We start from the raw sequence: 12,828 nt of genomic DNA on the forward strand, positions 1-12,828 counted from the left end.
GAATTTAGAAGTTTAAATCAACTAAAATTAGAACTATCAGAGTATGTTTACTGGTACAACAACCTAAGGATCCATGGATCCTTAGGTTACTTGCCACCAGTTAAATATAGACATTTAAGATTAAATATATATTATTAGTTAATCTTAAATTAGTACGTTCGATTTTAGATTGTACAAATAGGTGTTGACAATCCAGGGCGTTTATGCCGGAAACATAGTGCGGGAGCACGAATGAGTTTGCGTAGCAAACGGGTTTCCGTCCGATGAGGGAACGTGCGAAACGTTCCCTAGGGATTCCCCCTTGAGACGAAGATTCAATAGCAAATGGATATAATTTATTAAAATATTAAATTACGAAGAATTAAAGTAAATAATAACCATTCATTAAAAAAAATACTTTTATCTTGGATAAAAAAAAGAGGATTTTTAGGGGGAAGCCCCCTAAAATCCCTTATCTAAGACTATCAAAATCAATACTTTCCTGCTCACCAGTCTTCATATTTCTAACTGTGATGGTTTTGTTTTCTCTTTCTTCTCCACCTATTATATAGGCGTATTTTACCCCTATCTTATCAGCGTAAGAAAATTTCTTTTTTAGTTTGCCACCTTCTAAGTAGATATCTGCGCTTTTTCCCTTATCGTGAAGGATATTTAGGATATCTATAGCGTAGAAGTTTTCTTCTTCAGACATTGGTATTATTAAAATTTCCGTTAGGTTTTCTTCTTTCTTATCTACTAGACCTATTTCTTTTAGTTGATAAAATAGCCTGGTTAAGCCTATTGACATGCCTACTCCTGGTAGGGCTTGTTTGGTGAAGTTGTCTGCTAATTTTTCATAGCGGCCACCGGATGATACTGAGCCGATTTTTTCATAGCCATTTATAAAGGTCTCATAGACTGTACCTGTGTAATAATCTAGGCCCCTTGTGATTGACGGATCAAGCTTGATATTTTCATCTGGTATGCCTAGTTTTATCATGTATTTATAGACAGTTCCTAGCTCTTTTAGTCCTTCTTCATAAAGGTCATTTTCTACAAGACCAGCAAACTTCTCTAGGGTTTCTTGGTTAGAATTTGCAGCTTCTATAAAAGAAGCTATTTTTTCTGCCCTTTTTTCATCAAGTAGTTTAACTAGGTCTTCTTTCATATTTTCAAGACCCATCTTATCTTTCTTATCTATCAGCCTTAAAACTTCTGTTGTATCATCAATTCCTAAAGATTCAAAAAATCCATTCAATAACTTCCTATTATTAATCCTAAAGCTAACATCAGGTGTATCTAATTTTTGGAAAATTTCATAGATTACCCTTGGTGGGATAGCGTCATTTTCTATGGCAAGCTTGTTGTGGCCAATTATATCTATATCGCATTGGTAAAATTCCCTATAGCGGCCTTTTTGGTTACGCTCTCCCCTATAAACCTTGCCTATGTGGTAACGCTTGAATGGGAAATTCAAGTCCGAAAAGTGCTCTGCCACATATCTAGCAAGGGGAACTGTAAGATCGAACCTAAGACTCATATCGCGTGTATCTGAGGCTATTTCATAGATTTGCTTTTCAGTTTCTCCTCCACCTTTGGCAAATAAAATTTCATTTTTTTCTATGACAGGTGTATCTATTGGTAGAAATTGATATTTTTTGTAAGTTTCTTCGATAATATTTTTCATATTGTCAAAAACTAACTGGTCTTCTGGCAAAAGCTCCATAACACCAGCTATGGTAGATGGTCTAACTATATTCATAAATCCCTCTCTTTGTCTTGTTACTACAATACATTATACGATTAATAAGATTTTCTGCTATAGGCAAATTAATGACCCGTAATCTATCAAATCAAGCTTTGGATAGATGATCTTTATATTTTGATTTTCACAAATAGATTCTAGTTTAGAAAAAGCTTTATGCTTACTAATATCTCCTGTAAAAATCAAATTATCTCTTACAAGGCCACAGCATCCTCCCAAAAATCCTTGGTCAAATCCATCTAAGGCAATTTCATCCTGTTCTACCAGGTCAATCTTTATTTTATCCTTTAAGGCCTTATAAATCCCAAAATCAGCTGTGATTAGAGAATCCTTTAGAGGAATGATTGAACATCTACTATAGCCTTGCTTTACTTTTAGATGCTTTATCTTATTATCTTTGAAATATTTCTGAATGTGGCCTTCCGTAAAATCATTGTGAATATAAAAATCTTTAAAGCTAACAACATTATAAATTGCGTCATAAGGAAATTTTTCTGATGGATCCTCTCCTTTGATTATCTCATAGCCCTTAAGCTTATCCTTATAATAATCATAAACCGCTTCTGCTGCTACGATTTTATTATCATCTAGCTTAAATAAGGATAGGTCTGGATGGTCATCTATCCTTGAATCCAATTTAGGATTTGGACTAGTCAAAATAAATTCTATCTCATTTTCTTTTAAAAATCTCTTAAATTCTTCGCTTGCCTTATAGGAAATAATTAACATAATAATCCTTTCAATAAAAAAATCCCCATTGCTGGGGATGATTTGGAGGCGCCACCCAGATTTGAACTGGGGGTAAAGGTGTTGCAGACCTCTGCCTTACCACTTGGCTATGGCGCCATAATAAAAAATGGAGCGGATGACGAGATTCGAACTCGCGACCCTCGCCTTGGCAAGGCGATGCTCTACCACTGAGCCACATCCGCATACAAATATTATAACATAAATTTTTAATTTGTAAAGAATTTTTTTAAAAAAATCTTTATTTTTCAACTAATCGCTTCTAATCTCTCAGCGACTACTCTTATATTATAAGATAATTTTTGTTCCTTGTCAAGTAATAATAAAAATTTTTTTGCTGCAAGTTTCCAAGAGAAAAGACTAGGAGAATTCCTATTTTAGTCTCCTAGCCTTTTCGCTTAATTTTTTTAATTCTTTTAACTCAAGCCTTGTCAAGAAATACCCGATAATTAATGTTAGAAAATCAGAAATTGTGATGGTTGACCAGATGTATTCTTTTGGCATGAAGTTAGTTATTATAAAGCTAACAGCCAAAACTAGGGCGTATCCCCTTAAGATTGTAATAATAAATTCAAATCTTGGCTTAGCTACAGCTGTGAGATAGCCACCATTTGTTATATTAAATCCTAGGATTAAGAAAGATATAGAAAATATCCTAAGAGCCTTGCTTGCAAAGGCCATAAATTCGCTTGTTACATCTGTCAAAAATACATTTACAAAAAATTCCGGCCAAATTTCGATTGCTAAAACCATAATAAGTGACAAACTCGCAACAGATATTAATATATATTTCCTAAGTACAGGTATTTTTTCAAATTCTCTTGCCCCATAGTAGTAGCCGATAAGTGGTTGGCTTGATTGATTTATGGCAAGCATGGTATTTACTACAAAAATCATAACATAAGCAATTACTGAAAAGGCTGCAAGACCTTCTTCCCCGTAGAGCCTTCCTACAGCTAGGTTTAATACTAGGGTGCAAAAACCTGACGAGAGCTCTGACAAAGATGCTGGAAAACCATAAGAAAAAATCTCCTTGACCATGAAGGCCTTTAATTTAAACTTTTTAAATTTAAGATATGACTTAGGAGATAAAAAATAAGCTAGATAGCCAATAGTAGGGATAGTCTGAGCAAGACCTGTCGCTACAGCAGCTCCCTTAAGTCCCCAATGAAATTTAAAAATAAATATATAATCAAGGCTGACATTGGTTAAGGCTGACATAAGCATGAGAATCGTGGTAATTGATGGTCTGCCATCAGCCTTTACCATTATCTCAAAGACATAGGAAGTCAGATAAAAGGGCAAGAAATAAATGATAATTGATAGATATTCCTTGACCATATAAACCATATGACCGCTTGCTCCTAGGGCCCTTACCAGTGGATTTATAAAAATAAGACCTACTAGAGATAAGGAAATGGCAAATATTACAGAAATTGCCATACCAAGGCTAAAAAATTCATCAGCCCCCTTTTTATTGTTCCTGCCCTTTTCATGGGCGATTAGATTTAAAGAACCGATTGATATCAATATTGCAAAGGCAAAGGCCAAGGTCACAAAGGGCATAGCAATATTTACAGCTGCCAAGCCCTCGCTTCCAACACCCCTACCAACAAAAATACCATCCACCATAGTGTAGGTTGAAAACAAGGTCATGGTCGTGATGGTAGGTATTAAATATTTTAAATAACTCTTTAATAACGATTTTTCTTTCATTTATACTCCTTAAGATACATATAATATAACTCTAAGCCCCTCTTTGGTCAAGAAAACACTTAAAATAAAGATTCAAATAAAAAATCGACTCGAAAGAGCCGAAATTTTATGAGATTAACTTGTAGTATTCCCTGCTGCTGAATTTGTAATAAATGAGATACAAAAAAGCAAATATTACAAAGCCTATTATAAAGGAAGTAATTTTTATAGATTCATTGACAGATCCTAGCATGACAAATATTTTTGAAATCATCCTAAAGGCAAAAGCTACATGGACGCCTGCTACTATTAGCGGTAGGAAGAAAAATACCAGAACTTGCTTATCTATAGTTTTTTTAATTTTCCCTTCGCCAATGCCAAGTTTTCTTAGGCTTTGATATTTATTCTTGTCAGCAAAGCCCTCTTGAATTTGTTTGTAGTAAATTATCAGGCCAGTTGCAACCATAAAAATCAATCCCAAAAATATACCTACAAAAAATATTGCTCCGTAGAGTTTGTAGCCTTCCAAGACAAAATCATCATGAAAGCCTATGCCAAATTCATTTTGGACATCCTTAGTTTTTTTCTTAAAAATCGCCATATCCTCATCGCTTAGGTCAAAATTATAGGCATGAACTATTTTATTTTCATCTATGCTTAAATTTTGGTCTAAATTTTTGACTATCAGATAATAAAAATCAAACATATAGGACACTATTGAAGTATTTCCAGAATTTTTATATGGGAAATCTTTAATATCTGACTTTTTCCTTAATTTTTGGCCATTTATATCAAGTTCTGAAAAATTAGCCAACTTAGGAGCTTTATAGAGTAAAAACTCTCCATCTTTTAAAGAAGATGCTTCTGGTATTGATTCGTCTATGACTTCTACCAGTATTCCCATAGCCTTATCATCCATTGCATTTGGGTTTGTAAAGGCATAGCCTTCTCTCCTGGCCTTAAAGGTATCTCCATCTTTTTCAAATGTAAGAGGCATATTTTTGTAATCTTGAATATTTCTTGCCTCTAGATTATTGTCTTTGATAATTTTTTTAACCTGGTCAATAGAATACTCATTAGAAGAAGCGAGGCCCACAGCTCTTGGATACTGTCTAGAACCCACATCCTCAACACTCCTATAAAGGGCTATGGATGAGGATAATAAAATAATAGCAGCTGTGGACATGATTGTAATTGATCCAAGGCCCTTGGCATTTGACCTTAATCTAAAAATAAGGCTTGAAACTGAGATAAATCTTTCAGTCTTGTAATAAGATTTGGAAGCCTTCATCATTTTTAATATCACTATAGAAAGTGAAGAAAAAAGGAAAAATGTACCTATCATTACCAGGAGGACAGCTAAGAAAAAGTAGGTAAGAGCCCTTAAAGGATTGTTCATGGTTTGGGCTATATAATATCCCGAACCAAGCAAAACTATTGCGACAATTGCACTTATGACCATACCTCTTGGCCTTTTGAAGGTCTTTTCTTCCTTAAATAAGTCTAGGATTGATTTTCTTTTTATTTTTATAATCCTGGTCAATAAAATTAGTAGGGAAATTCCTGCAAAAACCAAGAAGCTAATTATATAGGCATCTTTTGCAAAACTTAGGTAGAAATTTCCTTCCATTAGCATAAGCTTCAAAAAAATTGTTTCTAGCAATTTATATATGACTGTAGCAGATATTATACCCATTAAATATCCCAAGGCTGATATTATTAAGGATTCTAAAGCCAAAATTTTTGAAAGATGTTTTTTATCAAGGCCTAAAATCGCATAGAGGGAGATTTCCTTAAGTCTTTTATTTAATAAAAATCCATCTGAATAATATAAAAATATCAGAGAAAAAATCCCCATTACATAAATAGCAATTTTCAATATATAATAAATGCTAGACATGGCGTAAAAATCTTTTAAAGTATCGGCATTCATTAAAAGCAAAATCGAAGTCATTGAAAACACCATAAAGGCATAAATCAAAATATATGGAAGATAGACTTCTCTATTTTTTCTAATCCCATCTAGGGCAAGGCGCTTAGTGAGTTTCATTTTTGGCCGCCCTTAAAAAGTTTAATGAATCTGAAATCCTCTTATAAAACTGATCTCTGCTGTCATCTGCCTTATAAATTTCATTAAAAATCTTCCCATCCCTTATAAAAAGAACTCTTTTTGCAAAGGATGCCGCTATATTTGAGTGGGTCACCATGAGAATTGTATTTCCCTCAGCATTTATTTTTTCAAAATATTTGAGCAAGTCTTCGCTAGAAGATGAATCTAATTGACCAGTAGGCTCATCTGCTAGAATTATCTTAGGATTGATAATTAAGGCCCTCGCCACAGCTACCCTTTGCTTTTGTCCGCCAGATATTTCTGCTGGATACTTATTTAAAAGGTCAGCAATTCCCAGCTTACTTACAATAGGCTTAAGCTTATGATCAAAATTATCTGGATTTTCTTCCCTTAACACAAGGGGCAAGAGGATATTTTCCCTCACATCAAAATTATCTAAAAGATTAAAATCTTGAAAGATATAGCCAAAATTATCCCTCCTAAAATCAGACTTTTCTTTATCAGATAAGGATAGAATTTCCTTGTCATCAAGGAAAATTTGTCCGCTCGTTTCCTTATCAATAAGGGAAATGATATTTAAAAGTGTGGTCTTACCTGATCCAGACTCGCCCATGATGGCTAGGAAGTCACCATCTTCGACTTTCAAATTCACATCCTTTAGGGCAGTCACTGCATTTGCTGAATTTTCCTTATAAATTTTTCTTAAGTTTTTTATTTCTAACATATTTTCACCTCTCATAATATAATTATAAAGGCTAGATAAAAATAAGTCCCTTTGTTTATCTTACAAAGAGACCTTTTATCTTACAATTTTGTAAGCTTATCAAATTTTATGGCAATTTTTGTATAAGAGCCCTCCTTGGAATCTATACTTACGGATAGGTTTAAATCCTTGCCAATTGATTTTACTAGATAAAGGCCAAGGCCAGTTGACGAACCAAAGGCCCTGCCATTTTCGCCAGTATAACCCATTTCAAAGACTCTTGCCAAGTCGCTCTTCTTGATGCCAATCCCATTGTCCTCTATGATTAAGCTATCATCTTCAAAATATATTTTAATCTTACCAGCATCCCTGGAGTATTTGAGGGAATTATTTATAAGCTGGCTTATGATAAAACTAAGCCACTTGCCATCTGTAATGGTCTTGTAGGATAAATCTCCCAAGTCAAGGCTAATATTTTTGCTGATAAAGTCATAGGACTTATCCCTTATAATATTTTTAACCAAGGGTTCGATTAGGACTTCCTTAAAGATATAGTCATTTGTCTTTGAAGAAAATCTCACAAAGCCCAAAAGTATATCAAGATAGGCTTCCATCCTCTTATTATTTTTAATAAGCAGGTCAATATCAGGATCTTCCTCAGCTAAAATTAGCCTATTTTCAGCCAGTGGTGTTTTTATTTCGTGAATCCATAGGCCGTAGAAATTTTTGGTTGCTTCTTCCATATCCTTATAATCGACTAAGAGGTCCTTGTATTTTTCATCCAGAAATATATATTCATCTGCTATTATCTGGGCCTTGTTATCCAAATTTTTAGACCTTAAAATTTTTTCAAAATTATTTTCTTTTTCTCTTTGACTATCATATAAAAGAAAAAGCAAAAGGATGAAAATATTTATGATTAAGCCATAGATGATTGCAAATCTTTCTAGGTCAAAGGCTAAAAATATTAGGCTGTAGATAAAAGTTATGATGGCAAAAAATATCAAAAGCCTTTTATTTTCTCTGATTGCGCACTTAAAATTAAACATAATAACCCTTACCAACCTTGGTTTTTATAAAATCTTTGACCCCTAGGCTTTCTAGAGATTTTCTAAGCCTTGAGATATTTACCGTTAGGGTGTTGTCATCTATAAATATATCTGTCGACCAAAGGGCTGTCATTAGCTTATCCCTTGAAATGACCTTGCCAGCATTTACCATAAGGGTCTCAAGGATTTTAAATTCATTTTTGGATAGGTCGATAGACTTGCCTGCAAAGCTTGCCTGCATGGATTTTAAATCTAAGATAAGGCCATCTTTTTCAAGCTTATCAGATCCTTGCTTATAGTCATAGGTCCTTCTTAAGAGAGCCTTGACCTTGGCTGTCAAAAGTTCTACTTCAAAGGGTTTGGTCACAAAATCATCTGCCCCCATCTCCATTGCCATGATTTTATTCATGGTATCTTCCTTTGAGGATAAGAAAATTATTGGGACATTGGATATGTCTCTGATTTTCCTGGTCCAATGGTAGCCATCAAAATATGGCAAGCCTATGTCCATGACTACAAGGGAAGGATTCTCTTCCTTAAAAAGGTCAAAGACCCTTTCAAAATTTTCTACTAAAACCACCTCATAGCCCCATTTCTCAAAGTCTTTTTTTAAAGAGCTTGCTATTATCTGGCTGTCATCTACTATTAATATCTTAAACATAGGCCCTCCTTTATTTTATTATAACACAAAACCTCCCAATCTGAGATTGAGAGGTCAATTTTTAATCAAGTTCTAGCCTACCTGTGTATAATTGCCAGTAGGTTCCCTTTTCTTTTATTAACTTGTCGTGGTTGCCACGTTCTATTATCCTACCTGAATCCATTACCATGATTACATCAGAGTTTTGGATGGTGGATAGCCTGTGGGCTATGACTATGGAGGTTGATCCTGTCATAAGATTATCCATGGCTTCTGTTACATCCCTTTCTGTGGATGTATCAATTGATGAGGTCGCCTCATCTAAAATTAGCATTGGTGGTTCTGCAAGGGCTGCCCTTGAGATTGATATTAATTGGTTTTGACCATCTGAAAGTGATGAACCGTCGCCATTTATCTCTGTCTGATACCTATCAGGAAGTCTCTTGATGAAGGAATCAGCTCCTGAAAGCTTGGCTGATGATTTTATGTCGCTTTCGCTTGCATCAAGCCTTCCGTATCTGATATTTTTCTCAATTGTATCTGTAAAGAGATTTACATCTTGAAGAACCATTCCAAAGGCACGCCTTAAGTGGTCTTTTTTGATATCTCTAGTATCTATCCCATCTACTTCTATAGAGCCATTGTCTATTTCATAAAATCTAGTGATGACATTGGTTATGGTTGTCTTACCAGCACCGGTTGAGCCTACAAAGGCAATTTTTTCACCTGGATCTGCGTAGAAGGAGATGTCCTTTAAGATTTGGTTTTTACCGTCATAGGAGAAGTCTACATTTTTAAATTCTAGCCTTCCTTCAAGCATCTTGTAGTGTTTCTTCTCTCCATCATCCCACATCCAGGCATAGCGGCCAGTTAGCTTGTCAGATTCTTCTATTGTGCCATCTGCCTTTTGATAGGCATTGACTAGCTCTATAAAGCCAGTGTCTTTTTCTATTGGCATGTCAATTATTTCAAAAATTCTATCAGCACCTGCCATGGCTTGGAAGACCATGTTGGCCTGTTGACTGACATTTACTATTGGGTTTTGGATTTGTCTGATATTTGATAAAAATGCAGCAAGAACACCTACTGTGAGGTCTCCCTGGATAGTGAAATATACACCCAGAACAGTAATTGCCGCATAGAGGATATTTACCATATTTATCAAAAATGGCATCATTCTACCTGCATAGGTATTGGCCCTGGCAAAGGCTGACCTTACATTTTCACTTTTGTCATAAAAATCATCAAAGGCCTTCTCTTCCCTAGAAAATACCTTTACTACCTTTTGACCAGATAGGGTCTCTTCTGAAAAACCGTGTAGGGTAGATACATTCGCCTGACCCTCGCCGAAGCTTTTAGCTGACTTAATAACTATCTTTGATAGGATTGGTATCATAACCAAGAGTCCCAAAAATAGGGTAAAAGTCAAGCCAAAGCTTAACTTAAACATGACAAGTATTGTACCTGTAAACATGATTGTAGCCCTAACTATGGTTGGAACTGTATTTGCAAGTGCCTGGCTTAGGACGTCTGTATCGTTGGTAAATCTTGACATAATCTCGCCATGTTGGTTGGAGTCAAAGAAATTTATTGGCATTTTTTGAATTTTTTCAAATAATTCTTCCCTTATATTTCTTATTGACCTTTCCCCTATCCTTACCATAAGACGTGAATAGATAAAGGATGTGGCTGCTGATACAAAATAAATTGCACCCATTTGTAGGCAGGCTATCTTTAGCCCATCTAAATCTGCCTTTAAGATGTAAGAGTCAATGATAGGCTTAAGCATATTTACTCCCCAAATTTGAGTAAGGGCTGATACTATTACACAAACTACTATCAAAAACATCTGCCACTTGTATTCAAAAAGGTAGGATAAAAGTCTAGCTATTGATGAAAACGAAATAGTTCTTCTATATGATTTGCCATTCATCTTGTGACTATTATTCATTAGCTCCACCTCCTTGTTGCTGGATATCATAGGTATCCCTATAGGTCTTGTTATTTGCGTAAAGCTCTTCGTGGCTGCCTATAGCTTCAATCTTTCCTTCATTCATCACTATAATCCTATCAACATATTTAAAGGAAGATACCCTTTGAGATATGATAAGCTTTGTAAGATCCTTGTTAAACTTGTTGATCCCATCGATGATCGCTGACTCTGTCTTGGTATCTACTGCTGATGTAGAGTTATCAAGGATTAGAATCTTAGGATTTTTAATAAGGGCTCTGGCAATGGTTAGCCTTTGTCTTTGACCACCAGATACACCGACTCCGCCTTGGCCAAGCACTGAATCATAGCCATCGTGACGTTCCTTTACAAAGCCATCAGCCTGAGCAATCTTGCTTGCCTCAATAATCTCTCCTAGATTTGCCGACTCATCTCCCCATCTTAAGTTATCTGCAATAGTTCCTGAAAATAGGGTATTTTTTTGAAGGACGATTGCTACATCATCTCTTAGAGTCTTTAGGTCATAATCTTTAACATCATGGCCACCTACCTTAAGCGATCCGCAAGAAATGTCATAAAGTCTTGGAATAAGCTGAACTAGGGTTGATTTTGAGGAACCAGTTGATCCCAAAATTCCTACAGACTCACCACTTTTTATGTGAAGATTTACATCTTCTAATTGGTATTGGTCTGAATCTTTTTCATATTTAAAGCATACATCTGTAAAATCAATTGACCCATCTTCTAGTTTTAGGCCTTCGATTTTTTGACTATTATCCATTGAAGGCTTCCTGTCAATAACTTCTACAACCCTGGTAATGCCAGGAGAAGCTCCCATGAAGGTAGTAAGAACCATAGACATGCCTATAAAGGCGCCTAGAAGCATTGTCGCATACATATTAAAGGAAACCAAGTCGCCTACCCCAAGTCTGCCTTCTATAATCTCAATTCCTCCAAAGTAGGTAATGGCTACGAAGGTTGCAAATAAGATTACATTGGCAATTGGAAATAGATATGACATTGGTCCTTGAGATCCATCTGCGTATTCAAACATCTTTTCATTTTGGACCATGAACTTGTCAATTTCGTATCTTTTCCTCACAAAGGCCTTGATAACCCTGGAGTTGTTAAGATTTTCTTCTATGACTAGGTTTAATTTATCATATTGGAATCTCGCCTTCCTAAACTTAGGTATAGCAAAGCTTGCAAGGCCCATAAGCATGGCAAATAAAATTGGCACAGCTACTAAAAATATCAAAGATAATTTAAGCGATGCATTTAGGGCCAAAACAAAAGAAACTACCGCCATTGCCACAGTCTTAATGACAAATCTTGTCGACATAAACATAGACATGGCTATTTGCTGGACATCTGATGATAGTCTTGTAAGTAGGGATGGGACCCCAAAATAATCTATATCCTCAAAAGAAAATCTTTGGATATTTTCAAATTGAGCCAGACGGGCATTGTGACCCATGCCTGATGATGAAATTCCGGCGTTTTTTGTAGCCTTCATACCAAAAAACATTGTCAAAAGAGCTGCTATTACCATCAAGATTCCATACTTAATAGCCATTCCCAAGTCCTTGCCCTGAACAGCATTATTAAGGGTAAGGGCCATAAGGTATGGAATAAGTAGCTCAAGTATAGTCTCTAAAATTGTAAAAATCCTAGAAAGATTTCGATTTTTCTTGTACTCTCCCAGGTATTTCTTGATATAAGAAAAGGACCTGTTAAATTCTTTTATAGATTCCATTAATCCTCCTTTTTTAAATCTTCCTTGATTGTGCTAATCAAAAGCTTAAGAGCATCTTTTATCTCTCTAACCTTCTCATCGCCCAATCTCTCTTTCATTCTAACATTTGATTCATTGATCGGTTTTAATCTCTCATCCTTATTTTTCTTGCCCTTTTCAGTAAGCCTTAGGATTCTGATTCTCTTGTCAACTTCATCCGGGATTAGGTCTATTAGACCGTCCTCCCTTAGATTTTTGATGATATTGTTGACTGTTTGCTTGGGAGCACTCAGCCTTTCAGATATATCCTTTTGGGTAGGATTTTCCATAAAGCCTATGTGGATTAGGACGATAGTCTCTAGGTCATTTAGGCCATAGACTTTTGCCCTCTCCTTATTTAGGCCATTGGCACATCTTAGCAAAGAAAAAATAGAGAATATGGGTTCTTTTTCAAAATTCATACTCCCTCTTTCTCTAAAGTAAATAAACAATT

General features: G+C 35.4%; 11 protein-coding genes and 2 tRNA genes. 1 reads left to right on the forward strand and 12 read right to left on the reverse strand.

Going from position 1 to position 12,828, the window contains the following annotated elements:
• Positions 1–138: IS3 family transposase (locus NH286_RS00005; protein ID WP_265236152.1), on the forward strand; the 138-nt coding region annotated here is incomplete at its 5' end.
• A gap of 313 nt (positions 139–451) precedes the next feature.
• Here the strand turns inward: NH286_RS00005 and hisS are convergent.
• From hisS to NH286_RS00065, 12 genes are all read right to left on the reverse strand, one after another.
• Positions 452–1,741 carry a histidine--tRNA ligase gene (gene hisS / locus NH286_RS00010; protein WP_265235890.1) on the reverse strand — a complete coding sequence of 430 codons (1,290 nt, stop codon included), beginning with the start codon at positions 1,739–1,741 and terminating at the stop codon, positions 452–454.
• A gap of 57 nt (positions 1,742–1,798) precedes the next feature.
• Positions 1,799–2,473 (reverse strand): DUF6873 family GME fold protein, encoded by a 675-nt coding sequence (locus NH286_RS00015; RefSeq protein WP_265235891.1) that lies wholly within the window; start codon positions 2,471–2,473, stop codon positions 1,799–1,801.
• 43 nt (positions 2,474–2,516) lie between these two features.
• Positions 2,517–2,590, reverse strand: a tRNA-Cys gene (locus NH286_RS00020).
• A gap of 11 nt (positions 2,591–2,601) precedes the next feature.
• Positions 2,602–2,676, reverse strand: a tRNA-Gly gene (locus NH286_RS00025).
• A 187-nt stretch (positions 2,677–2,863) separates the two neighbouring features.
• Positions 2,864–4,207, reverse strand: a complete 1,344-nt coding sequence (locus NH286_RS00030) for an MATE family efflux transporter (RefSeq protein WP_265235893.1) — start codon at positions 4,205–4,207, stop codon at positions 2,864–2,866.
• A 106-nt stretch (positions 4,208–4,313) separates the two neighbouring features.
• Positions 4,314–6,236, reverse strand: coding sequence for an FtsX-like permease family protein (locus NH286_RS00035; protein WP_265235895.1), 1,923 nt, complete (start codon positions 6,234–6,236; stop codon positions 4,314–4,316).
• On the reverse strand, positions 6,223–6,981 hold the full coding sequence (locus NH286_RS00040) for an ABC transporter ATP-binding protein (protein ID WP_265235897.1): 759 nt from the start codon (positions 6,979–6,981) through the stop codon (positions 6,223–6,225). Before NH286_RS00040 ends, NH286_RS00035 begins: the two co-directional genes overlap by 14 nt.
• Before the next feature lie 80 nt (positions 6,982–7,061).
• Entirely contained in the window at positions 7,062–8,009 is a 948-nt protein-coding gene (locus tag NH286_RS00045) for a sensor histidine kinase (RefSeq protein WP_265235899.1), read from the reverse strand.
• Complete coding sequence (locus NH286_RS00050; RefSeq protein WP_265235901.1) at positions 8,002–8,670, reverse strand: response regulator transcription factor; 669 nt, start codon at positions 8,668–8,670, stop codon at positions 8,002–8,004. Before NH286_RS00050 ends, NH286_RS00045 begins: the two co-directional genes overlap by 8 nt.
• 61 nt (positions 8,671–8,731) lie before the next feature.
• The gene (locus NH286_RS00055) at positions 8,732–10,600 is read right to left on the reverse strand and encodes an ABC transporter ATP-binding protein (protein WP_265235903.1); all 1,869 of its coding nucleotides are present in this window, start codon (positions 10,598–10,600) and stop codon (positions 8,732–8,734) included.
• Complete coding sequence (locus NH286_RS00060; RefSeq protein ID WP_265235905.1) at positions 10,593–12,356, reverse strand: ABC transporter ATP-binding protein; 1,764 nt, start codon at positions 12,354–12,356, stop codon at positions 10,593–10,595. The genes NH286_RS00055 and NH286_RS00060 overlap by 8 nt, the downstream gene beginning before the upstream one ends.
• A complete protein-coding gene (locus NH286_RS00065) occupies positions 12,356–12,796 on the reverse strand; it encodes a MarR family winged helix-turn-helix transcriptional regulator (RefSeq protein WP_265235907.1) in 441 nt (146 codons plus the stop codon). Before NH286_RS00065 ends, NH286_RS00060 begins: the two co-directional genes overlap by 1 nt.
• Positions 12,797–12,828 lie beyond the last annotated feature (32 nt).

The organism is Anaerococcus sp. NML200574 (genome assembly GCF_026131665.1).
GTDB classification, from domain to species: Bacteria; Bacillota; Clostridia; order Tissierellales; family Peptoniphilaceae; genus Anaerococcus; species Anaerococcus kampingae.

Coding starts and splice junctions, on each gene's coding strand:
- hisS (WP_265235890.1), bottom strand. CDS start 1,741: ATGAATATAGTTAGACCATCTACCATAGCTGGTGTTATGGAGCTTTTG.
- NH286_RS00015 (WP_265235891.1), bottom strand. CDS start 2,473: ATGTTAATTATTTCCTATAAGGCAAGCGAAGAATTTAAGAGATTTTTA.
- NH286_RS00030 (WP_265235893.1), bottom strand. CDS start 4,207: ATGAAAGAAAAATCGTTATTAAAGAGTTATTTAAAATATTTAATACCT.
- NH286_RS00035 (WP_265235895.1), bottom strand. CDS start 6,236: ATGAAACTCACTAAGCGCCTTGCCCTAGATGGGATTAGAAAAAATAGA.
- NH286_RS00040 (WP_265235897.1), bottom strand. CDS start 6,981: ATGTTAGAAATAAAAAACTTAAGAAAAATTTATAAGGAAAATTCAGCA.
- NH286_RS00045 (WP_265235899.1), bottom strand. CDS start 8,009: ATGTTTAATTTTAAGTGCGCAATCAGAGAAAATAAAAGGCTTTTGATA.
- NH286_RS00050 (WP_265235901.1), bottom strand. CDS start 8,670: ATGTTTAAGATATTAATAGTAGATGACAGCCAGATAATAGCAAGCTCT.
- NH286_RS00055 (WP_265235903.1), bottom strand. CDS start 10,600: ATGAATAATAGTCACAAGATGAATGGCAAATCATATAGAAGAACTATT.
- NH286_RS00060 (WP_265235905.1), bottom strand. CDS start 12,356: ATGGAATCTATAAAAGAATTTAACAGGTCCTTTTCTTATATCAAGAAA.
- NH286_RS00065 (WP_265235907.1), bottom strand. CDS start 12,796: ATGAATTTTGAAAAAGAACCCATATTCTCTATTTTTTCTTTGCTAAGA.